This is a genomic window from Tolypothrix bouteillei VB521301 (assembly GCF_000760695.4).
GTDB lineage: Bacteria > Cyanobacteriota > Cyanobacteriia > Cyanobacteriales > Nostocaceae > Scytonema > Scytonema bouteillei_A.
This window is the reverse complement of record NZ_JHEG04000001.1, coordinates 8,978,654-9,000,914: the sequence shown is the minus strand read 5'-3', so window position 1 is coordinate 9,000,914 and position 22,261 is coordinate 8,978,654. Positions and strand designations below refer to the sequence as shown.

Annotated in this window: 19 protein-coding genes; 9 read left to right on the top strand and 10 right to left on the bottom strand. The window is 40.4% G+C overall.

What is annotated here, in order from left to right:
• Window positions 1-67: 67 nt before the first annotated feature.
• The 3 genes from HC643_RS36825 to HC643_RS36815 form a co-directional block, all read right to left on the bottom strand.
• Window positions 68-268 carry a hypothetical protein gene (locus HC643_RS36825; RefSeq protein ID WP_167844833.1) on the bottom strand — a complete coding sequence of 67 codons (201 nt, stop codon included), beginning with the start codon at window positions 266-268 and terminating at the stop codon, window positions 68-70.
• Between the two features lie 360 nt (window positions 269-628).
• Window positions 629-2,857, bottom strand: coding sequence for a two-component system response regulator (locus HC643_RS36820; protein ID WP_167844832.1), 2,229 nt, complete (start codon window positions 2,855-2,857; stop codon window positions 629-631).
• A 221-nt stretch (window positions 2,858-3,078) separates the two neighbouring features.
• On the bottom strand, window positions 3,079-3,318 hold the full coding sequence (locus HC643_RS36815) for a hypothetical protein (protein WP_038092938.1): 240 nt from the start codon (window positions 3,316-3,318) through the stop codon (window positions 3,079-3,081).
• Window positions 3,319-3,348: 30 nt separating this feature from the next.
• Between HC643_RS36815 and HC643_RS36810 the strand changes: the two genes are divergently transcribed.
• The 3 genes from HC643_RS36810 to HC643_RS36800 all read left to right on the top strand — a co-directional run bounded on the left by HC643_RS36810 (window position 3,349) and on the right by HC643_RS36800 (window position 5,524).
• The gene (locus tag HC643_RS36810; protein WP_038092936.1) at window positions 3,349-3,732 is read left to right on the top strand and encodes a DUF1636 domain-containing protein; all 384 of its coding nucleotides are present in this window, start codon (window positions 3,349-3,351) and stop codon (window positions 3,730-3,732) included.
• Window positions 3,729-3,998 carry a DUF4351 domain-containing protein gene (locus HC643_RS36805; RefSeq protein WP_038092933.1) on the top strand — a complete coding sequence of 90 codons (270 nt, stop codon included), beginning with the start codon at window positions 3,729-3,731 and terminating at the stop codon, window positions 3,996-3,998. Before HC643_RS36810 ends, HC643_RS36805 begins: the two co-directional genes overlap by 4 nt.
• Window positions 3,999-4,231: 233 nt before the next feature.
• Complete coding sequence (locus HC643_RS36800; RefSeq protein WP_050045530.1) at window positions 4,232-5,524, top strand: amino acid permease; 1,293 nt, start codon at window positions 4,232-4,234, stop codon at window positions 5,522-5,524.
• 18 nt (window positions 5,525-5,542) lie between these two features.
• Here HC643_RS36800 and HC643_RS36795 read toward each other — a convergent pair whose 3' ends face one another.
• The 5 genes from HC643_RS36795 to HC643_RS36775 form a co-directional block, all read right to left on the bottom strand.
• Window positions 5,543-6,169, bottom strand: coding sequence for a retropepsin-like domain-containing protein (locus HC643_RS36795; protein WP_038092930.1), 627 nt, complete (start codon window positions 6,167-6,169; stop codon window positions 5,543-5,545).
• 82 nt (window positions 6,170-6,251) lie between these two features.
• Window positions 6,252-7,652, bottom strand: coding sequence for a ferredoxin:protochlorophyllide reductase (ATP-dependent) subunit N (locus HC643_RS36790; RefSeq protein WP_038092927.1), 1,401 nt, complete (start codon window positions 7,650-7,652; stop codon window positions 6,252-6,254).
• Window positions 7,653-7,797: 145 nt separating this feature from the next.
• The gene (locus HC643_RS36785) at window positions 7,798-8,589 is read right to left on the bottom strand and encodes a DUF5331 domain-containing protein (RefSeq protein WP_038079426.1); all 792 of its coding nucleotides are present in this window, start codon (window positions 8,587-8,589) and stop codon (window positions 7,798-7,800) included.
• Window positions 8,590-8,618: 29 nt separating this feature from the next.
• A complete protein-coding gene (gene bchL / locus HC643_RS36780) occupies window positions 8,619-9,485 on the bottom strand; it encodes a ferredoxin:protochlorophyllide reductase (ATP-dependent) iron-sulfur ATP-binding protein (RefSeq protein WP_038079407.1) in 867 nt (288 codons plus the stop codon).
• A gap of 717 nt (window positions 9,486-10,202) precedes the next feature.
• Window positions 10,203-10,454, bottom strand: a complete 252-nt coding sequence (locus tag HC643_RS36775; RefSeq protein WP_038079411.1) for a TIGR02450 family Trp-rich protein — start codon at window positions 10,452-10,454, stop codon at window positions 10,203-10,205.
• Between the two features lie 764 nt (window positions 10,455-11,218).
• Here HC643_RS36775 and HC643_RS36770 point away from each other — a divergent pair.
• From HC643_RS36770 to HC643_RS36760, 3 genes are all read left to right on the top strand, one after another.
• Window positions 11,219-12,040, top strand: coding sequence for a squalene/phytoene synthase family protein (locus tag HC643_RS36770; RefSeq protein ID WP_038079428.1), 822 nt, complete (start codon window positions 11,219-11,221; stop codon window positions 12,038-12,040).
• A 370-nt stretch (window positions 12,041-12,410) separates the two neighbouring features.
• Complete coding sequence (hpnJ, locus tag HC643_RS36765; protein WP_038079414.1) at window positions 12,411-13,865, top strand: hopanoid biosynthesis associated radical SAM protein HpnJ; 1,455 nt, start codon at window positions 12,411-12,413, stop codon at window positions 13,863-13,865.
• Window positions 13,866-13,912: 47 nt separating this feature from the next.
• Entirely contained in the window at window positions 13,913-14,782 is an 870-nt protein-coding gene (locus HC643_RS36760; RefSeq protein ID WP_038079417.1) for a hypothetical protein, read from the top strand.
• Window positions 14,783-14,987: 205 nt separating this feature from the next.
• Here HC643_RS36760 and HC643_RS36755 read toward each other — a convergent pair whose 3' ends face one another.
• Window positions 14,988-16,604, bottom strand: a complete 1,617-nt coding sequence (locus HC643_RS36755) for a cyclic peptide export ABC transporter (RefSeq protein ID WP_038079431.1) — start codon at window positions 16,602-16,604, stop codon at window positions 14,988-14,990.
• 316 nt (window positions 16,605-16,920) lie between these two features.
• Here HC643_RS36755 and hpnI point away from each other — a divergent pair, with 316 nt between their 5' ends.
• The 3 genes from hpnI (at window position 16,921) to HC643_RS36740 (ending at window position 21,026) form a co-directional block, all read left to right on the top strand.
• Window positions 16,921-18,081, top strand: coding sequence for a bacteriohopanetetrol glucosamine biosynthesis glycosyltransferase HpnI (gene hpnI / locus HC643_RS36750; RefSeq protein WP_038079421.1), 1,161 nt, complete (start codon window positions 16,921-16,923; stop codon window positions 18,079-18,081).
• 124 nt (window positions 18,082-18,205) lie between these two features.
• Window positions 18,206-19,831, top strand: a complete 1,626-nt coding sequence (locus HC643_RS36745; RefSeq protein WP_038079423.1) for a B12-binding domain-containing radical SAM protein — start codon at window positions 18,206-18,208, stop codon at window positions 19,829-19,831.
• 247 nt (window positions 19,832-20,078) lie between these two features.
• On the top strand, window positions 20,079-21,026 hold the full coding sequence (locus HC643_RS36740) for a glycosyltransferase family 2 protein (RefSeq protein ID WP_038079425.1): 948 nt from the start codon (window positions 20,079-20,081) through the stop codon (window positions 21,024-21,026).
• Window positions 21,027-21,071: 45 nt separating this feature from the next.
• Here the strand turns inward: HC643_RS36740 and HC643_RS36735 are convergent, their stop codons facing one another.
• Window positions 21,072-22,217, bottom strand: a complete 1,146-nt coding sequence (locus HC643_RS36735; protein WP_038081002.1) for a glycosyltransferase — start codon at window positions 22,215-22,217, stop codon at window positions 21,072-21,074.
• Between the last annotated feature and the right edge of the window lie 44 nt (window positions 22,218-22,261).

Here is a 22,261-nt window from a genome sequence, read left to right as displayed (position 1 = left end):
AGGATTTTCTATCTTATTACTTGATGCAGAGTTACCCGCTCTGCTCTCCGCGCTTGATGTATTATTATTACTTGCAGAACTCTGAGTTTGAGTGTTGAGTCTCTCCAATAAAGTTTTGTTCCAATTGATTCAGTTTTTCTTCTAAAAGAAGTAAATTAGCTACGCTGTTATCCACAAGAAGAATATTGACCTTCTGTTCGGTTAATTTTTCCAGATTACACAAACATGGCTCTAATTCTTGACTACACTGAATAACAAAACTGTTCATAACTATTCTATGGATTTTCAAGGCTAAAAAAGCTTCTCTGTACACATCAATTACTATCAATTGATATATTAACGAAAATTAATAAAACAGATTTTTTAGAAAAGAACTGTGTATATAAATAATAAATGATTCCGACCAATAACTAAGTGCTGAAAATAGAAAAATCTCCAAGTTTAATTAATTTTTTAGAATTTCTACTTAAAAAATTAATTAATATTAAGCTGTTGTATAATTATGATAATATTTTTGAAATATACTTGAGGTATTGTCCAGGTACACTACCTAAAAATATTCGTAAATTCTTTGTTTTTTTATACTGCGAGTTGGAGATTTTATTGAAAAATAATTGAGGGCAAAGAGTCAACGGTTTGCGCTCATTAAGGCGGTAACAGCTTCGCTATTGAGTGCTTTAGAGAAAAAGTATCCTTGCCCATATTCACATCCTAGCGATCGCAAATGGATAAACTGCTCTTCTGTCTCCACTCCTTCTGCAATGACATCTAACTCCAAGCTGCGAGCTAAGTTAACAATTGTCCTCACTATATCGGAATTTTTACTTCCAACAGCTATTTGACGGATGAACGAACGGTCAATCTTCAAGGCATTGATGGGAAGACAGTGTAGGTATGATAGTGAGGAATAACCAGTACCAAAATCATCAAGCAACAGTTGAATTTGTCTTTCTTGCAGTTGCTTTAAAACGTCGGAGGCTGTATCAGCGTTATTCATTAAAACACTTTCAGTAATTTCTATCTTTAAAAAAGAGCCATTCAAACCAACAGCTTGTAAAATCTGGTCAATTTGTTCTACCAAATCGGTTTGAACCAATTGAATACCGGATAAATTCACACTCATTGAAACAGGCAAGCGTTTGGGTAATTTATCTTGCCAGTGACGTAATTGCCGACAAGCTTCCATTAAAACCCACTGACCGAGGGGAATAATTAACCCTGTTTCTTCTGCAACCGGAATAAAATCATTTGGGGAAATCAGCCCGTGTTTGGGGTGCTGCCATCGTACCAACGCTTCAAAAGCAGTGATTTCTCCAGTTACCAGTGACACTATAGGCTGATAGTTGAGATGTAACTTTTGGAGTTGAATTGCTTGAGCAAGATCTGCTTCCATTTGCAGTCTGGCAACAACTTGTAACTGCATATTCGTATTAAATACTGCTGTGTTCGATGCTCCTTGCTTTTTAGCATAATGCATTGCAGTATCTGCTGCCTGTAGAAAGTCTTCAGCTTGGGTGTACCCAATTTCGTTATGAACAATGCCAATGCTGGCAGTACAAGATTCCACAGATTCTGTAAGTTTAAAAGGTAATTTCATAGCTTGATGGATACGTTTTGCTGCAAACTCTGCATCCTGTGCATTGGGAGTATAGGCTAGCAAGATGGCAAACTCTTCTTCTCCTACTCGGGATAGCATATCTACGGGACACAAGTATGTTAACAAACGACAAGCTACTTCAATGAGCAGTTGTTCGCCTTGGTAGTGACCGAGGCTGTACTTAATCAGTTGGTAGCGATTCAGGCTGATATATAACACAGCAAAATGATAGTCATAGTTAGTTTTAGCTCGCTTGATACATTGACTCAAACAATCTAAAAACTTGAGCCGATTGGGTAAACCTGTAAGGGCGTCATAAAAGACTTGGTGCTGTAGTTTTTCCTGTGCTTGTTTGCGTAAAGTAATGTCAAAGCGTATTGCTAAATATTGAAATGGTTTTCCCTCACTATCAAGAAATGGGACGATAACAGTGTCAACCCAATAAAATGTTCCATCTTTGGCTTTATTCTTGATTTCTCCTTGCCACACTTTTCCCTGACGAATCGTTGACCAAAGGTTTTGAAAAAAATCTTGGGAATGATAACTTGAATTAACGAGTTGATGGGTTTTCCCAATCAGTTCTTCTCTGTCGTATTTGGAAATTTCACAGAATTTATCATTTACATAAGTAATAACTCCCCTAGCATCAGTAATTGCCACAATAGTAGCTTTATCTAAAGCAAATTTAATATCAGATAAGTTTTTGAGAGATTTTCGTAGTTCCAATTCTACAGTTTGGCGATCGGTAATTTGAGTCTGAAGTTCTTTATGAATAGCTTTGAAGTACATTGCTTGTTGTTCTAATTTCACTGTCATTTTAAACAAATCTACAAATGCTTTAACTTTAGGTATCAGTATTTCTGCGGAATAAGGTTGAACGACGTAATCGACTAAACCTAATAAGTAACCTTTAAAGATAGAATCCTTAGAGTAATTAAATGTTGGAAGAAGGAAAATAATTGGAGTTTGTTCGGTTTTCTGTCGTTGTCGAATCAGCTTTGCTGTTTCAAAACCATCCATGTCTGACATATGAGCGTTCAGTAAAATTACGGCAAATTCTACAGCTAGAAGAAATCTTAAGGCATCACAACCGGAGTTTGCTTTTATCAAATTTTGTTTGAGGCAACCTAGAATAGCTTCTAAAGCAACTAAGCTTTGATTGCAATTATCTACCAGAAGAATATTAACTTTCTTTTCTTTATACGTGTTTTCACTGAATTCATAATTAGCTGGAGATAATTCCATATTCTGGATAATCATAGAATGCCCTTCACAAACTTCATGAGTGATTGCGTGATTTTACTGATGACTTAATAAACTTTTAAAAAGTATTTGTTAACAGGAGGATTTATATAATTTAAGAAATTTACCCTCTTTTATAACCTAAAATCAAGGTATAAATTGTAATATTACAAAAATCAAGAAATTCATTTTCTCATGAAGGAATATAAAGCCTACCTTCAAATACAGGTATAGAAAAACTAGAAAATCCACTGCCATTGATACTTGGCTGTACGAGTGGTTGCTAAGCTGCTCAGATCCCCGACTTGTTGAAGAATGCTGTTGGCAAATGATAGGTTTGGTTCTCCTCCTCGTTCCCAGCCTTTGGCAATGAGGATGAAACTGCTTTGGGAAAGCCAAAAATTCTTCTGCCTTGAAGGATCTAGGGTAAGGATGAGGGCGATCGCACGAATTGTATGCAGTACATTATGTAGGAGCACCTAAATTTTACTCTAACGTATGAGGTATAAATGAAAACTCAACATACTTTGTTCGTCTGCACCAGTTGTGCCAGCCAATGGCAAGATGGAAAGCGTATAGGTGAAAGTGGTGGAGAAAAGTTACTCAAGACGTTGCAGCAACACCATCAAGAGTGGGACTTGCATGAGGAATTTATCATTCAACCTGTAGAATGCATGAGTGCGTGCAGTCGTTCCTGCGCGATTTCTTTTGCCTCTATCAATAAATATACGTATCTTTTTGGTGACATATCACCTAATTTATCATCAGTGGAAATTCTAGGGGTATTTGAATGTGCTAGCAAATACCACTTACATCCCCAAGGTTTGTTACCTTGGGCGGAAAGACCGGAACCTTTGAAGAAAGGAATTGTGGCAAGGATTCCCCCTATATGAAGGATTTAATTCATCAATTTTTACCGGAGGATATGATGAGAGAATCAGTGATTTATCAAGATATTGCTGCAAAAGAAAGAAAACAAGAAGCAATTTTATTAATCATGCGTCAGCTTAATCGGCGTTTTAGTCAACTAGATTCATTATTGGTGGAACAAGTACAGGGATTATCCATTAAGCAATTGGAGGATTTAGCAGAAGCTTTCGTTGATTTCTCTGAAGTGGGTGATTTAGTAATTTGGTTGAATCAACAACACAGAGAGTAAACCTCGCTTATTCTACTTTTTCTATTGTTTGCAGATTGTTCCCAATACCCCTTAGATAAGGGATAAATTATAAACAGTGTAGGTTGGGTTGAGGAACGAAACCCAACTTTTTGAGATTTTGTTGTATTTTGCGATCGCACGCACGTGAAATTTAGCAACACGAAGTATTTTGCCACAATAGGTTACAGAAGTTAACATATAACTTAAAAAAGCGTGTATCTCAGTCAAATCTTATGAAAATGGTACTGAAGCCCAACAGCCCAGATGTCACTCGGTTGTTTTCTAACCTAGAACTCTACGAAAATAAACTGACCCATCAACCAGGAAGCGTTTTGGGAAGTACAGCGCTGATTGCAGGAACCACTATTGGTGCTGGAATTCTTGCGCTACCCGCAGTGACATTACCATCTGGAGTCGTACCATCTACAGTACTACTTATAGGTGTTTGGCTTTACGCTTTGGTTTCAGGGCTTTTAATTGCAGAAGTGGGTTTGAATGCGATGCGTCGTGTAGGACGTCCCAGTTTAGGTCTGTTGGTGATGGTTGAGAGGACGCTGGGTTCATTAGGAGCAAGAATTGCTGGTGGGGCATACTTGTTCTTACACTATGCCTTACTTGTGGCTTATGTTTCCCAAGGTGGCGATATTTTAGTATCATCTGTAGAAAAAATTTTAGGGCTACATTATGTTTTCCCTACTTGGATAGGAACAACGGCTTTTACTCTCCTTTTTGGTGGCATTTTGTATCTTGGCAGAGAAAAGTTTATTGAGAAATTAAACAGCGCTTTCGTTGCGATCGTGTTGACTTCATTCTTGGGATTGTTGTTTTTAGGAGCCACCCACCTTAATATATCATCATTCTTCTTTCAAGACTGGAAAGCACTCCCCCCTGCTGTCTCCGTCATGTTTGTAGCACTGTTCTACCATAACGTGATTCCTACAATCGTCACCCAGCTTGAAGGAGATGCACCAAAAATTCGCCAGTCTATCGTTGTTGGTTCCGCCATTCCCCTAGTCATGTTCTTAGCTTGGAATGCAGTTATTTTGGGAAGTATCAGTGTAGATGCAATTCAGGGTACAGCGAGTGGGAAAACTTTCGATCCACTCTACATTCTACAATCGGGGAGTGCTGGACAATGGCTCGGAGTCCTAGTTTCTATCTTTTCTGAGTTTGCGATCGTGACATCATTTATTGGATTTGTTTACGGCTTGCTCGATTTTTTCAAAGATATTTTTCCCGTAACCCCCCAAGAATCTTCCAAACGTTTGCCCCTTTACTCCCTAATTCTTTTGCCTCCCATGAGTTTATCAGCACTGAATCCCAATATCTTTCTCACAGCTTTAGATTATGCAGGAACCTTCAGTATTTCAGTTTTAGGAGGAATTCTTCCTGCATTGATGAGTTGGAAACAGCGTCAAGAACAGGAGGAAGATTTACGCAGTACTGTTCAAACTCTTGTTCCTGGTGGTAAGGTAACGTTGATTGTGATGATTGGGGTTGCATTATTTGTATTAATTGGTGCATGAGTAGCAAAGTTAGTGATGTCACTGCTTTAACTCTTCACGCCATGAAAAAATAATTTTTTCTTCCGCTTGTCTAAACTCAATATTAAACCGATCGAACACAGCCTCTCGTCCCAAAAGCATGACATCTGTAGTATTGTTTTGCAACCATGCCACGGGGGCTATAAAGCTTTTTCCATCAATCGTCATTTCAACATTGCGTAAAACATACTCAACAGTTCCGCCTACTGTTTGTGCTAATAATGTTTGTTCTCCGTCAGCCAACGCATATCCCAAATCTTGACCTGCCTTGAGTGAAATTAAACTAAAATCAGCCCCTGAATCAACTAACATAATTGCTTGGATTTCCAAATCTCTATGTTTGAGATTTACTTGATAGTTAGGTAGCCATTCATGACGACTGACTGAGCGTAACCGAATAGGTAAAATAACAATAGAGCCGGTAAAACCAGGTACTAAATAAATAGCAAAAGTTTCTCCAGAAGCTTCTGCTAACTCTAGAACTTGACGTAAGTCGCTACCGTGAGCAATTATGCCATTGCTATTACAGGCAATGTACTGATGGGCATACTCTTTTAACTGTTCGCGATTGCGGTTGAGCCACTTTAGCATTTCCTGATTTTCATCGTTGGAGGGTGTAGCATTCATAAGTTTTGCCATATATAAAAACAATAGGAGCGATCGCTGCGCTCCTATACAAATACTACAAATTGCTTTTTAGAGACTAAGATTAAATTTTAGCTTCTTCCTTCACCAATTTATCCCAACCCAAATCTTTGAGATTGTTATTCCGACGCAGTGGACGCGTGACCAACTCTAGAATGTCACGAGCATTGGTAAAGCCATGAATCTGAGCAAAAGTGAACTCTACAGACCACTTGGTGTTAATCCCCCTGGCTTCTAATGGGTTAGCATGAGCCATCCCAGTAATTACCAAATCTGGCTTCAAATCGTAAATGCGCTGAATTTGGTTGTAGTTGTCTGGCTTCTCCACGATCTTGGGTAGGGGTACGCCCATTTCCTGACAAGTTTTTTCTAAAAATGCCAACTCAGCAGCTTGGTAGCGCTTATCCATGTAAGGAATACCGACTTCAGGAACAGTCATCCCGCAACGCACCAAGAATCTTGCTAAGGAAACTTCGAGCAAGTTATCGCCCATAAAGAAAACGGACTTACCACGAATCAGTTTTATATAATCTTCCAAACTTTCCCAAATTTGGGCTTCCCGTTCATCCAATCCTTTGGGAGTGATGCCAAAAACCGAGCAGATTTTTTCAATCCAAGCGCGGCTACCATCAGGACCAATGGGGAAGGGTGCTCCAATCAGCTTGCACTTGCGGCGACGCATTAAAGTCGTCGCAGTACGGCTGAGAAACGGATTGACTCCTGCAACGTAATATCCTTCTTCAAGAACGGGAAGTTCGGTAAAACGTTTAGCAGGTAACCAGCCAGAAACTTTAATGCCTTGCTTCTTAAGTTCTAGAGTTAACTGAGTGACAACAGGATCGGGGAGAGAACCAAAGAGGACTAGCGGAGGATGATCCGTATACTCAGATTCTTCGCTAGCAACGTCTTCTTTTTTCTTACCAAAATTAAGCAGCTTTTGAATAGCATTGCGTTCGTTTTTCTCAGCTTCTACTGTGGGGGCTTTATCAGGACAACGTGCTGCCATAGCAGCCAATACGGTGTCTTCCCCTTGGGTAAAGGCGTAATCTAAACCATTGGCACGTGCAACAACAATGGGTATACCGATTTCGGATTCTAGCTTGGGTGCCAAGCCTTCCAAATCCATTTTGATAATTTCTGTCGTACACGTGCCTATCCAAACTATTACGCTGGGATTGCGATCGCGCTTAATTTGCAAACACAACCGCTTTAACTCTTCATAATCATTCAGCTGGGCAGAAATATCGCCTTCTTCTAACTCTGCCATTGCATAGCGGGGTTCTGCAAAAATCATGACTCCCATTGCATTTTGCAGGAAGTAGCCACAAGTTTTTGTACCTATCACCAAAAAGAAGCTATCTTCAATTTTTTGGTAAAGCCAAGCTACGCAGCTAATCGGGCAAAAAGTATGATAGTTTCCGGTTTCGCACTCAAAAGTTAAAGCTTCTGGTTGAGCAACTGTCATTTTGGTGTTTTCTCCCCTAAATTTTTTAGATAGCTAATTGCTAATTGTTCGTTGCTAATTGTGTTCTTACCATTAGCCATTAGCCATTAGCCATTAGCTATTAGCTATTAGCCATTAGCTATTAACCATTAGCCATTAGCCAAGATTAATTATTGGGGAAGAGACTAGCAATTTCTGAATCATCCAGATCGCTAGATGATAGGTCTTCCCCTAAAAACATATCGTTATCCGTGTCTTCTTTATCCTTGTTTGCTGCGGATTCATCGCCCCAGATATCTGATAAGACTTCAGAAAACTCACCATTACCATTAGTAGTAGATTCTGTTGCCTTTTCAAAATTGGTGCTGTCCTCACCTTTCAACTCATCAAAGGATATATCGCCAAAATCATCAACTACATCTGCTGCAGATGTGCTGTTTAACTCATTATCTTCATTGTTATGAAAGGAATCGTATCCGAATCCGTTTAAAACTTCTTGTACCTCATCGGCTCGTTTCACATCCTCTATAGTTGTGTTCACAACCATGAGAGTTTCCCCATCAGTATCTAAATCAACCGCTGCTACTGCAAAGCCGTTTAAGTGCGAGTGGTTAGATGTCTCCTCATCAGAAGCTAGGTCTTCACCACTTGTTTGTGTCTCAACTCTGGGGATAATACGGTTACCGAGAGCAATATCTGGGTCGAAATTTAAATCGAGCACCTCAATTAAGGTGTCAGCATCAGGATTCAGTCTAGAAAAGGGTAGCATTAACTGCGCTAATTTTGGTTCTAGCGCGTTAGCTACTCCCAAGATGAGGTAAGAAGGGGGTCGCTTACCACCATCAGGGGTGTAAACTGACTCTACCTCCATATGGAGAGTAATCCAATCCCGGTTAATTTGAAAAAATTGTAACCACTTTTGCTTGAGAGAGTCCGTAAAACTATGAAAAAAAGCCATATTGTCCCCCATCTTGGAACTTTAATGATTTATACAATCATCAAGTCTAATTCTTCTTCTGAGTTAGGAACCTGTGGTTTACCCGGATTTAAATAAAAATCAGACAACAAAGTAAATAATTCCCGGTCTTGAGCGTCATTAGGTACTACACCTTCGGGGGACGCCAAAATTTGATCTGCAATATTGAGATAATAATCACAGACGTAGTTGAGAGATGGGTCAATTTCTGCCATCTCAAACAAAGTCTTGCCCTTCACACGAGAAACTCTAATATCTTCAATTAAAGGCAATACTTCTAAAACTGGCATGGGAACTGCTTCGATGTATTTGTCAATCAAATCGCGCTTGGAGGTGCGATTACCAATTAATCCAGCCAGACGCAGTGGGTGAGTCCGGGCTTTTTCCCTAACTGAAGCAGCAATGCGATTAGCCGCAAACAAAGCATCGAAGCCGTTGTCGGTCACAATCATGCAGTAGTCAGCATAGTTTAAGGGTGCTGCAAAACCCCCACAGACTACGTCACCGAGAACGTCAAACAATATAACATCGTACTCATCAAAGGCGTTAAGTTCCTTCAGTAATTTTACGGTTTCGCCTACTACGTAACCGCCACATCCCGCACCTGCTGGTGGTCCACCAGCTTCAACACAATCTACTCCACCGTAACCCTTATAAATAACGTCTTCGGGCCAAACATCTTCGTAGTGATAATCTTTCTCTTGAAGAGTATCAATGATTGTTGGAATTAAGAACCCAGTGAGGGTGAAGGTGCTGTCGTGTTTTGGGTCGCAACCAATTTGCAGCACTTTTTTGCCGCGCTTGGCTAGGGCGACGGATATGTTACAGCTTGTGGTGGATTTACCGATACCACCTTTTCCATAAACTGCTAGTTTCACTGTTGTTGCCTCTTATCGTTTTTTGTCAAACTTTTGGCTTAAACACTTGCCTTCACCTAGACCAGGAGGCGATTTGTAAGGTATGTGAATGCCATTATTGTGCAAATGACTTGGAAAAGAAAGGGGTTGTTAAATTGAAATACGCATCTATAAGGCTTATGGAGCTTTAATCAAATGATTTTTTCTTTATTAGAAGTACGGAAGCAGTTTTTAGCTTTAAAATTGATTTTATTAATAGTTTAAATATATTTTTTATAAAAAAGGTTACAAAAAACAAAACAGAATGTACCTGAGTTTAAGGATTCTGACCCTTGAATAAGAGGTAGTAACCCTCATGAGACTCTTTCTTATCTCTCGTTCCCAAACTCCGTCTGGGAAGACCTTCCTCAAGGCTCAACTTCCTTAGCTGACTCGCTGCTCTGTGTAAAATTACCCATGTAATTTCTAATCCCCTCTCCTCTACGCCAGGTGCTACCTCAACAGCTAATCTTCGGGCGCAAAAGGAGTAACTAGAGATGAGACGTTGAGAACTGCGCTGGCTTGATTTTCAGCTAGAGCCACTAGATAGATTCAGGAGGTCTTACCCCCAATCGCAAGCTGTATCTTCAGAAGTTGTCGGGGATCTAACTGGAATGCGTTAGCGATCGCCTTTAATAGTGTAAATAATAGTTACAATTTAAAAATTGACTTAAACGACAGCACTCATTAGAACAAAGTTTAAGAAGCACCTTCCATAACCTGCATTTCTTGTAGAGATTGCCAACCCGATTGCCATTGTGAGGTGTCTTGTAATAACTTGGCATTCATCCAAAAGCGGACTTTGGGATCGCAAGAAGCGACCATCTCAGCGTAGACCCACTTCCCTTGGTTTTTGCGATTCACAACTTGGAAGTGTCGCCAGCCATCGATTTTTGTTCGAGAAGTCCATTTGGAACCAACTAGGTAAGGAAATTTTTGCTTTTTAGCCATTATTTATATATTGTATTATAAGTTCACAATTATTAGCTTATCGTGTAAAGGTCTTATAAAAGTAGGGATTGAAGACCAAAATATTGAAAAAATCAATATACAGTTCCCATGTCCTGCTTCATCATTTCTTTAAACCAAAGACATAACAAGCATTCAGCTTTTCTAGGTTGGGAAGTGATATATGTGTTATATAACTTAATATTTTGCCAACTATGCCCTGCTCGATCTACAGACAAGAAAAGACCCTCAAACACAGTTTTGTGAGTAAAGGGATTAAGAGCTTTTAGTGTCTTAGTCGCAAGCAGGGGGTGGTTGGGAACTTTCAAACCCTCCATTATCGTCGTTATTTGAAATCAATGCAGGTGTATAACCGTTTGCCGTTGCACATAGAGGAGACTAGCTTGCAAAAGATGAGCCGTACAGCTTGGGTAATACATAGCACGGTGAGCGTTCATATTAGAGGTGAATGCCAAAAATTAAAGATGAGCTATAGCTAACAAGTCCAACAGGTGGAAACCGATGCCATGTTTGGCAAATGATTTTAATCTTCTTATGAAGAAAATAACTGCTCGGTATCTGTCCTTGGAGTCAGAAGTTGGTGACTGCTGGATTGGGTTTGCTCTATTACCAATAACTCATGAAGAATGAGAGTTGTCAGGTAAACGAGCACAGAGATTTCAGCAATCCCAACTTTTTGATTTGGGTAGTTACTTTTTAACCAACAATATTAAGCAAGCTAACAATACTCAATGGAGTTGCATCATATGGACTTGTATGGAGACGCCTTAAATATCCTTAGAGAAACGAGCCGGACGTTTTATATCCCAATAGTTCGTTTACCAGTTGGTTTGCAAGAAGCCGTAGCATCAGCTTACTTGTGTTTGCGAGCCATTGATGAAATTGAAGACCACGCAGAACTAGATAACTCTACCAAGGCAAATTTGTTGCGAGCAATTAGCTTGACATTACAAGCAGGGGTAGATGGTTTTCCCGTTGATGCCTTTCACAAAGGATTCAGCACTCATGAAGATATACTACCAGAGGTCTCCCTTCGGATTCGAGAATGGGCAATACTGGCTCCTGCAACAATTGCACCTCGGATTTGGGATGCTACGGCTGCTATGGCAGATAGAATGGCATACTGGGCAGAACGTAATTGGAAGATCGATAATGAATCGGACTTAGATCGCTATACGTTTGGAGTTGCTGGTGCAGTTGGCTTAATGCTTTCCGATTTGTGGGCTTGGTATGATGGAACACAGACAAACCGTACCCACGCTATTGGATTTGGTCGGGGCTTGCAGGCGGTTAATATCCTCCGCAACCACAGAGAAGATTTATCTCGTGGGGTAGATTTCTATCCGCAGGGTTGGTCTGAGGAGAAAATGCATCAGTACGCCCGTCGCAATTTGGCCATGGCAGATGCTTATATCAGTTCTCTTCCCCTAGGACCAGCCATGGACTTCTGCCAGATTCCACTAACTTTGGCTTATGGCACTCTTGAAGCTCTTGTCAATGGCAAACAAAAATTGAGCCGGAGTGATGTTATTGCACTCATAAATCAATTAAGTAACATGAGCACCTAAAAAACTTGGTCTTTTTGTCACATTCCTGACACATACTTCCCAAAGAGAACTTTCATCCTCACACACCACAAAAACAGTGACAAGACAATCCCCATACTGGAATAAATTTTGGGATCTGTACCGCTTTACTGTTGCTCAAAATTGCTCCTCACACTTACTCACACTCACAGCACCTTTAATTTAAGACATAGTTCAATATTTTCATATCTTGACTAACATACCTTGACTTTGGATGGCACTAACCCTAATCCTATTTTTAAAGAACTCTTCTATACAAACACAGTATTTTTATGAGTCAATAGGCAAAGGATAAAAAAGCAATTGGAGATTAATTCCTACTTCCCACTCCCTACTTTCAAAACAAAAACTTATGCTGAAGACGTTGCTACTCAATCCTCCTTCCTTTGATGGATTTGATGGCGGTGCGGGTTCCCGATACCAAGCCAAACGTGAAATAACTTCTTTTTGGTATCCTACGTGGTTAGCTCAGCCTGCAGCCTTGATTCCTCGAAGCAAGCTTGTAGATGCGCCTCCACACAATCAAACTGTGGAAGATGTGCTGCAAATTGCTAAAGAGTATGAATTGGTAATTATGCACACAAGTACTCCATCATTGACAAATGATATAAAATGTGCGTTAGCAATTAAGCAACAATGCCCTGATGTGCAAATTGGTTTTGTTGGAGCACACACGGCAGTTTTACCAGATGAAACCCTTAGAGAGAATCCAGTCATTGACTTTGTTTGTCGCAATGAATTTGACTACACTTGTAAGGATTTAGCCGAGGGGAAGGATTGGGATCGAATCCAAGGTCTCAGCTACCGCGATCGCAACGGTAGCATCCATCACAATCCCGAGCGCGAACTGATTCACGATTGGGACGCTATGCCGAGCGTACTACCAATTTACGGGCGGGACTTGGATATTACAAAATACTTCATAGGATATTTACTGCACCCATATATTTCATTTTATACAGGACGAGGTTGCCCTGCTAAATGCACCTTCTGTCTTTGGCCTCAAACTATTGGCGGACATCAGTACCGTAGCAAAAGCCCAGACGCAGTTGGGCGAGAAATGGAAGAAGCTAAAGCTATTTTTGGCGATCGGGTGCAAGAATATATGTTCGATGATGACACCTTCACCATTGACAAGCATAGAGCGATCGCCATCAGCGAACATTTGAAACGATTAAAGCTGACTTGGAGCTGCAATGCCCGTGCAAATCTAGACTACGAGACTCTCAAACAGCTACGTAATAACGGTTTGCGGCTGTTATTAGTAGGCTTTGAATCGGGTAATCAACAAATTCTAGATGGCATTAAGAAAGGCATTAAGTTAGAAGTGGCGCGAAAGTTCATGGAGAACTGCCACAAACTCGGCATCACCGTACACGGAACGTTTATCATTGGCTTACCAAACGAAACCCGCGAGACAATTGAGGAAACCATTCGCTTTGCTTGCGAGATGAGCCCTCATACCATCCAAGTTTCTATCGCCGCCCCCTATCCGGGTACTGAACTCTATCGACAAGCTCAGACTAACGGTTGGTTTAGTGACACTTCCCTAGTGGCAAACTCTGGAATTCAAATGTCTACACTGCAATATCCAAACCTCTCGAGTGCTGAGATTGAAGATGCAGTAGAACAAATGTACCGTCGTTTTTATTTTCGACCCAAAGCCATCATCCCAATTGTGGGTGAAATGCTAACCAATCCTCAAATGTTAGTACGTCGCCTGCGTGAAGGACGCGAGTTCTTCTCTTATCTTAAAGACCGTCGCACCCAAGCAGCTACTAAAACACCATCAGTGGTTGGTGGTTAGTTGTTAATGGAAGAACAATCAATAACAGACAACTGAGGTACTCGCAAATGAAACTCGGAAGTGAAAATCACAAAGAGCTTTTCTGCCGTAGCTTTATTGAAAGTCACATTAACTTTGAGCCAGAGCAACTCTCCTGGCCAACTGTGGATAGTGTCACCCTCGATCGCTTGCACGGTATTCCTTTCTGGAAGGAAGCTCTCAGCACAGAACAGAAAGCAGGAGCAATGGTTCACACTTTTGCACAGACGATTGGTGACCCATTATTGCGCGAGGCAATTGCTCTTCAAGGTATGGAGGAAACTCGCCATTTCCGACTGATTAAATTTCTCATAGAGCATTATAATATTCCAATTTCTCAATCTTCCGAACCTGGAATTCCTAACAATATCAAAACGGCTTTTATTGACTTTGGTTTTGGAGAATGCCTCGACTCTTTCTTAGCCTTCGGAATGTTTGGAATTGCTCGTAAAGCTGGTTATATGCCAGAAGCCTTCTTCCATATATTCGATCCAATTCTTAATGAAGAAGCCCGTCACATTATGTTCTTTGTGAATTGGGTTACTTATCTACAAATTCAGGAAGGTAAGAAAGCCAATTGGTTGCGCGGAGTTCTTGCTCTCTGGCATTATCAAAGAGCACTAAAGGAGAAAATATCAGCATTTAAAGGCTCTGATGAAGAGCGGAATCAAAGTTTTACAGCTACTGGGGCTGTAAATTTTATGGATAATTTAACTCCAGAGCTATTTTTATCGACTTGTCTTGAGGAAAATACTAAAAGGATGAGTGCTTTTGACCAACGTCTACTCCAACCCCAATTGTTACCCACACTTGCCAAAATTGCTCTCCATGTTATCAAGCTTATGCCTGAAAAACGGAAAGACCAAACTACTCGATTTTCTAAAGTTAAAGAGAGTTAGTAGTTAGTTATTTTTGGTTGGTAAAGTTTACCCAACCATCAACTAAAGAGTACCCCAATTTGACACATTGCCCTCAGAATAGAATTCTAGGGCTACACAAACAAAGCCTACCTATGCAGGCTTTGTTTGTGTAGTTGTGATTTCCAATCGTTGGCGTTTTTTCCCTCATTGGGATGCTCCCATCAACTAACAACTAACAACCTCATTATTTGTCAAATTCTATTTGACCGTAATCGAGTTTTATAATGCGATCGGCAACATGGAAATAGCGATCGTCATGAGTAATGGCAATGACTGTTTTGCCTCTATCTCTCAGCCTTGGCAGCAGTTCAGTATAGAAAACTTCTTTAAAAACTGGATCTTGATCTGCTGCCCACTCATCAAACAAATAAATTGGTCGATCCTCTAAATATGCAGTGAGTAATGCCAGCCGCTTCCGCTGACCTTGGGAAAGGTTTGTGGTAGAAAGTTTTCCATTTTCTATTGTTACCTTACGATCCAATCGAAGTAATTTTAAGTACTCTTTTGATTTAGTTTCTAAAGCAAGATTATCTAATCCCAAAAGCTCATCAAACAAATAAAAATCAGAAAATACTACAGAAAAATGCTGGCGATACCATTCTCGATTCTCCTCGTTAATAGTCTTTCCATCAAATAAAATTTTTCCAGATTCCGGTGTGTAAAGACCTACAATTATTTTAGCGAGAGTAGATTTACCGCTGCCATTTCCCCCAACAATAAATACGAGTTGATGCGGAACAAAAGTTAAGTTAATTGGACCGATACCAAAAGAGCTATCTTCTTTGTGCGTTTTGTAATTATGAGTCACATCCAAAAGCTGCAAGTCCCTCCACAAAGTTTGAGCTTCAGGCGGTTCTATGGATCTCTCAGCTTTGCTTTCTAAAGACAAACCCAATGATTCTATCTTATCTAATGCAATGCTAGCTCTAGTAATAATAGGAATATTTTCCACAATGTTGTTCATGGGCAACATTAAATATGTGAAAGTTAAGATAAAGCCAGCAAGTGTTTGGGGATTAATAATAAGTATATTAGGAAGTGAAAAAATGACAAAACCAATTGCAAAAAAGAATATTAACCTTCCCCAACTAGTTGTAAATGAGTAAAATGAAAGACCTTTAATATTATGGCTGCTAAAGGTAGTTGCTGTTGGTTGTAAATCTTTTGCAAGAAAGGCTTGACGGCGCTTGTAATTGAGCTTAAGCTCTTTAACTCCTTCTGTAATAGTACGGAAATGCTTAAAGAGTATATCTTGGTCTTCACGAGCAAGAGAAAGGTATTTTTTGCCTTGATTTAAGAGCCACTGACAACTCCCAATTGCTACAACTGCTACGCCTAAAACCATAAGAAAAACCAGCCAAGAAAGCCATGTTACATATGTTAAACAACCTATAACAATGGCAATATCAATGCACAAATGTGGCATCACGTGAACCGCATGAGCGACTGTCTGGACATCCTCTGTCAAAGTTGCCAGAATACGAGGATTTCCAAGCTGTTCCAAATGACTCAATTCCGAAGCTAATATCTGGTTGCTCAAACGCAACCGTAATTGAAAAATTGCATTTTGAGAGATACGAATCAGCAACATTTGGGAAATAACACTAGTTATGAGTGCAACTAGAGTTAGCCCTGCAAAACCCCAAATCGCGATCGCAAGGCGTGAATTGGCGCTATTACTTGCTGCACTGCTAATTAAAGCAATGAGGCTAGCATTACTACCACCACTTAGAAATCCAGTGACAATAGCAAGAGTCACTATTTTCCATGAAGAACTCAGAAGAAACGAAATCAAACGCATGAAGGTAGACAGCAGCGAACGAACACAAATTGCACTCACCCTTTGAGCAGTTGGGTTGTTATTATATTCCCATATTTGTAGAACAATGTGTACACAAATATGAAAGAAAAGTCATTGCGGTTTAGATTGTCGGAGCGTCGATACAAGAAACTTAAGCTGTATGCTGAGTCTAAAGAAAAAACAATGACACAGTTGATCGAAGACTGGATCGACCGACTGCCAGCACCAGAAAAAAAGGATTCTTCAAGTACCTTGTAACTGTATACTTAAGAACATCTTGCCAAGTATGCAAACAAAAACTCCGTAAACAATATTCATGCTAAATCTGTACCAATTTCTGCTTGTGATGCTATGTTTTTCAGCAATTTGGTATAACTGCTATGCCATTTATGCAGCAATTCAGTTCTTTTCCCGCCCGACGCATACAGATTGCGACTTCCACCCGCCCGTTACTATCCTGAAACCAATTTGCGGTCTTGACATTAATACCTACGAAAACTTTGCCTCTTTCTGCAAACAAGACTACCCAGAATATCAAATTATCTTTAGCGTGCGCGATGAACGCGACCCTTGCATAGCAGTAGTAAACACAATCATCAAAGACTTTCCAGATCTCGACATTCGTCTCGCAATCGGCGATCGCACAATAGGTACGAATCATAAGGTGAGCAACCTAGCTAACGCACAAGCTGAATCCAAGTATTCATTCTTAGTACTTGCAGATAGTGATGTTCAAGTCAGACCAGATTATTTAAAGCAAGTTATTCAACCAATGAGCGATTCTAGCGTTGGGGTTGTGACTTGTTTGTACCGTCCGCAAGTTAGAGGTTGGGTGGCAATCTTTGAAGCCATTGGAATATCTACTGAATACCTTGCTGGTGTTTTAGTTGCGAGATATATAGAGGGCATGAATTTTGCTTTAGGTCCCACAATTGCGATCCGGACAAACGTTCTTGAGGAAATTGGAGGATTTCAGGCAATAGCTGATTATCTAGCGGATGATTTCCAACTAGGTTACCTAAGTGCCCGAGCAGGCTACACGGTGGTGCTGTCCAACTATATTATTGACCATGCGATCGCTACAGAAAACTTTATTGATTTAATCCAGCGTCAAATCCGTTGGAATTGCTGTACGCGAGTCTCTCGTCCTTGGGGCTATCTCGGTCTGATGTCTACCTACGGTATAGCTAGCAGTTTATTACTCTCGATCGCAACATTTGGGTCAATTTTCAGTTGGGTGATACTAGGGATCGTGTTGACGACGAGATTAATGATGGCATGGGTTGTTGGGGTCAGAAGCCTTAAAGATCCGGTTGCTAGAAAATTTTTGTTCTTGGTGCCTTTACGGGATCTTATCAGCTTTGCGCTGTGGTGCTATGGCTTTGTTGGCAATACTTTCGAGTGGCGTGGTCGAAAATTGAAGTTGACAAGAGGCGGCAAACTCATACCGCTGACGTCTAATTCTTTACAAAATTGAGGCATCTTGACTGCAAAAAATCAAACAAAAGAAATCTTAAATTTTTTTTCAGAAGCATTTGCACGCCATCAGGTACATTTTAATAAAAAAGCAAACAGTCGAACTCGTTATTGCAAGAACTACAATGCTTCTAGAAAAGCCTTTTGCTGAGAATCCGACTTCAAACACCCCCTACATTCCACGCCATCACCGACGCATCCTTTGCATTTTTCCCAAATACAGCCGGTCATTCGGAACTTTCCATCATGCTTACCCCTTGATAACTCGTGTTAAAGCTTTTATGCCACCACAAGGGATTTTAGTTGTAGCCGCTTACTTACCCAAACAATGGGAAGTTCGGTTTGTTGATGAAAACGTGCGAGCGGCAAAAAAGTCAGATTACCGATGGGCTGATGCGGTCATTGTGAGTGGAATGCACATTCAACGTTCGCAAATTAATCAAATTAATGAAATTGCCCATAAGGAAGGCAAAATAACAGTTGTGGGAGGTCCTTCTGTTTCCGGTTGTCCGGAATATTATCCTAATTGCGATATTTTACATTTAGGAGAACTAGGGGATGCGACTGACCAAATGATTGAATATTTGGATACACACACGACACGTCCCGAAAAGCAAATTCGCTTTGAAACCAAAGAACGGCTACCCCTGAACCAATTTCCCATTCCAGCCTATCACCTGGTTAATCTCAAACATTATTTTCTTGCGAACGTTCAATTTTCCAGTGGTTGTCCCTACCGTTGTGAATTTTGTGATATCCCCGAACTTTACGGACGCAATCCCCGTCTCAAGGAACCAGAGCAAGTTCTTGCTGAACTAGATGCCATGCTCGAATCCGGTAATCCAGGCGCAGTGTACTTTGTCGATGACAACTTTGTAGGCGATCGCCGTGCTGCCATGAAATTGCTTCCTCACCTTATTGATTGGCAAAAGCGCAATGGATATCCAATTCAATTTGCTTGTGAAGCAACACTTAATTTGGCACAAAGCCCCAAATTGTTGGAAATGATGCGTGAAGCTTATTTTTGTACGGTTTTCTGCGGTATTGAAACACCAGAAACAGATGCTCTCCAAGCCATTTCCAAAACACAAAACCTCAGTATGCCAATCTTGGAAGCGATTAAAGTTTTGAACAGTTATGGCATGGAAGTTGTGTCGGGAATCATTATAGGATTTGATACAGATACACCAGACACGCCTGACAGAATTTTGGAATTTATTAGGTTGTCCCAAATTCCCATGCTGACAATTAACCTACTTTATGCATTACCCAAAACTCCATTGTGGCGGAGATTAGAACAAGAAGGGCGACTTGTGTTTGAGGAAAAACGAGAGTCAAATATTGAGTTTTTAATGCCTTACGAACAAGTCATTAATATGTGGAGGCGTTGCATTACAGATGCATACGAACCAGAGTTTTTGTATCAGAGATTTGCCTACAATATGGTGCATACCTATCCGAATCGCATCAAGGTTCCCAATAGCCCATCTCGTACTTCTTGGAAAAATATCAAAAAAGGTTTGACAATCTTATTCAATATCATACTTAGAGTAGGTGTCTTTGGTAACTATCGTACAACCTTTTGGAAAATGGCAAAACCAGCATTAAAAGCAGGCAAAATAGAAAGCTTAATTCATGTTGGGCTTGTAGGACACCATCTCATTAAGTTTGCACAAGAGTGCGGTCAAGGAGACGAATCTGCTTCCTTTTACTCGCAGAAAATACGTCAACGAGTTTCGATTGAAGTCTAAAAATTTGCCCTCTTCTAAAAAGAGGGTGGGAATTTCTCTCGGCTTTGTTCAAATAGCAGCCCTATTTGAGATCTAAACAAGGGAGACAACCAGGACAAGGAAGAGGTGTTGGTAAATCATTTAGGACTGCTATATATTAATAGAAATAAACATAAAGATTTTTTTTTGAAGTATCTAAAGTTATAAAAAAACTAAATTGCTTTTGCTAGATTAACAATCACATAGTCGCTTTTGTTAAGGTCAACAAATGGGACAAGCAGAAGCATTGTCTGTCAGAGAGTTACCAAGTTTTTCCATAGTTTTAGAAACGGAAAACTTAGCAAATTCCAGTATCAAAGATTTTTGTTATTCTTTAACTTCTCTTATAAATCAAGACATCTCTCCTACTCATAGTAATGAAGTTTTGCTGATCGATAGCAGCGATATTCCTCCTGCAAAACTCAAGCAAATGCAAGAAAAGTATCCTTGGATTACAGTTCATCAAGCACCGTTGGAGACTAGCTATTACAAAGCAAAAATGTTGGGTGCATCACTCGCGACAGGAGATGTAGTTGTCTACTGCGATTCAGATTGTATTTATGAGAAAAACTGGTTAAGAAACATCCTTACCCCGTTCACTCAAGATAATAATATTCAAGTTGTAGCGGGAGAAACGACAGTACGCGGTTGGGGACCATACGGAACAGCAATGGCTTTAACCTACATCTTTCCTCAGTACTCCGGGCAGAAAGACTTAACAAAAACTTCCCAGTATTTCCTAAATAACGTAGCTTTTCGACGGGATTTTCTTCTAAAATATCCGATCCCTCTTGAGCTTCCACTTTATCGAGGAAACTGCGTCATTCATGCTCAAAATATACGTTCTAATGGTTATTCTATTTGGCGACAGCCACTAGCTAGGGCAAGCCACGCACCCCCAAATGGTTTATCTCATTTTTTCCAACGTTTTCTACTTATCGGTCACGATTATTACTGGCAGGAAAATTTGTTAGCCCAGAGTAAGTCTCAAGGCAACTACCAAGAATCTCTCTCTGGACTTCAAGGAAAATTACAAGTCTTTTTTGACAGAATCGGGAAAATGTTATCTCACAACCCGCTTCACATAATTTACCTACCCCTTGCACTCCCAATTGCTATAACGGCAGTGGTTCTCATTTTTATAGGTTATATTGTGGCTCGTTTTCGGCATAGCTAATAGTTAATGGCTAATTTCTAGCCATTAGCCATTAGCCATTAGCCATTAGCCATTAGCAATTAAACCGTCACCTTCAATTCGGAGTTTTCTTCCGCGCCAATAAACGCTTTTTCCAAAGCCGCCTATAGCCCAGATAATAAAACTAAGTGCATCTCGTAACGGTACAATCCAAAGCCAAAGCAGGAGTTTGGGGCATTTCATACTGAATACGGACACCAGCACTTGTAAGTAGCGGATGATTACTGTTGTCAGGCAAAGAGCGATCGCCCAATCGGAAAAGTGAGATAGTAGCAGTAGAGGAATGCAATAAACAGTACCGTAACAGAATGCCATAGAGTAATACACAAAACCGCGATTGAAACGAATTGTTCTCGCCCAACGCAATTCCCGGTCATACAATTGCTTGATACTTTCATTCCCAGTGTCCCATCCAAGAACATAGTGGGATAGTTCAACTTTGTAGCCTGCTAATGCTGCTCTCTTACCTAAGTTGTAATCCGAACCTATGCGGTTTAATTGCAATCCTCCAAAGCTAGCGAGAGTTGCTTTATGTGTCGCAATGGTAACTCCTACAGCTAACTGAAGACTGCCATCAAGAATACGAGCAATTAAGAGACTGGGAATAAAGTCCGTACAGCGACCAAGAGAAGCTAAAGCTGCTCCTAAAAATTGGGGTTCATAGCCTATGTAGGCACAGGTGACAACATTAGCTTTCCCAGTTATTAAAGGAGTGGTGACAGTTTGGATGTAGTCTTGATTGACCTTAATATCACCGTCAGCAAAGATAATCAGTTCGTGCTGACATTGTTCTAGGAGATAACTTAAATTACTATCCTTGAGATTGACACCACGAGGCTTTAAACCTACAAAGAGCTTCACTCGGTTGGGAAAAGCGGCAGCAAGCTTTTCCAACATAGGAACAGCAGAGTCATTGATATCAGTAACACCAAAAAGAACTTCATAAGTTGGATGATTTTGAGTGCATAAGGAAGTCCAATTTTCCCATGCCCCTTCATCTAGACCTCGGATAGAGACCAAGATAGAAACTGGTGTATGTTGAGCGCTCCCAGTTTTTTCCTGGCTAGATCCGTCAGATGAAAAAAACTGATAGGTGCATAAAGCACAGACTAGGTAAAAAAGAATTGAGCCACCTATCAGTATCAGAAACACGATTTCAAAAAGAGCCATCATGTTGAATGGTTAGTAGTTACCGGTTAGTGGTTAGTGGTGAGACC

What these genes read in the sequence shown, in the direction of transcription:
- HC643_RS36825 (WP_167844833.1), bottom strand. Translation starts at nt 268, where the DNA reads ATGAACAGTTTTGTTATTCAGTGTAGTCAAGAATTAGAGCCATGTTTG.
- HC643_RS36820 (WP_167844832.1), bottom strand. Translation starts at nt 2,857, where the DNA reads ATGATTATCCAGAATATGGAATTATCTCCAGCTAATTATGAATTCAGT.
- HC643_RS36810 (WP_038092936.1), top strand. Translation starts at nt 3,349, where the DNA reads ATGAAAACTCAACATACTTTGTTCGTCTGCACCAGTTGTGCCAGCCAA.
- HC643_RS36805 (WP_038092933.1), top strand. Translation starts at nt 3,729, where the DNA reads ATGAAGGATTTAATTCATCAATTTTTACCGGAGGATATGATGAGAGAA.
- HC643_RS36800 (WP_050045530.1), top strand. Translation starts at nt 4,232, where the DNA reads ATGAAAATGGTACTGAAGCCCAACAGCCCAGATGTCACTCGGTTGTTT.
- HC643_RS36795 (WP_038092930.1), bottom strand. Translation starts at nt 6,169, where the DNA reads ATGAATGCTACACCCTCCAACGATGAAAATCAGGAAATGCTAAAGTGG.
- HC643_RS36790 (WP_038092927.1), bottom strand. Translation starts at nt 7,652, where the DNA reads ATGACAGTTGCTCAACCAGAAGCTTTAACTTTTGAGTGCGAAACCGGA.
- HC643_RS36785 (WP_038079426.1), bottom strand. Translation starts at nt 8,589, where the DNA reads ATGGCTTTTTTTCATAGTTTTACGGACTCTCTCAAGCAAAAGTGGTTA.
- HC643_RS36775 (WP_038079411.1), bottom strand. Translation starts at nt 10,454, where the DNA reads ATGGCTAAAAAGCAAAAATTTCCTTACCTAGTTGGTTCCAAATGGACT.
- HC643_RS36770 (WP_038079428.1), top strand. Translation starts at nt 11,219, where the DNA reads ATGGACTTGTATGGAGACGCCTTAAATATCCTTAGAGAAACGAGCCGG.
- hpnJ (WP_038079414.1), top strand. Translation starts at nt 12,411, where the DNA reads ATGCTGAAGACGTTGCTACTCAATCCTCCTTCCTTTGATGGATTTGAT.
- HC643_RS36760 (WP_038079417.1), top strand. Translation starts at nt 13,913, where the DNA reads ATGAAACTCGGAAGTGAAAATCACAAAGAGCTTTTCTGCCGTAGCTTT.
- HC643_RS36755 (WP_038079431.1), bottom strand. Translation starts at nt 16,604, where the DNA reads ATGCGTTTGATTTCGTTTCTTCTGAGTTCTTCATGGAAAATAGTGACT.
- hpnI (WP_038079421.1), top strand. Translation starts at nt 16,921, where the DNA reads ATGCTAAATCTGTACCAATTTCTGCTTGTGATGCTATGTTTTTCAGCA.
- HC643_RS36745 (WP_038079423.1), top strand. Translation starts at nt 18,206, where the DNA reads ATGCTTCTAGAAAAGCCTTTTGCTGAGAATCCGACTTCAAACACCCCC.
- HC643_RS36740 (WP_038079425.1), top strand. Translation starts at nt 20,079, where the DNA reads ATGGGACAAGCAGAAGCATTGTCTGTCAGAGAGTTACCAAGTTTTTCC.
- HC643_RS36735 (WP_038081002.1), bottom strand. Translation starts at nt 22,217, where the DNA reads ATGATGGCTCTTTTTGAAATCGTGTTTCTGATACTGATAGGTGGCTCA.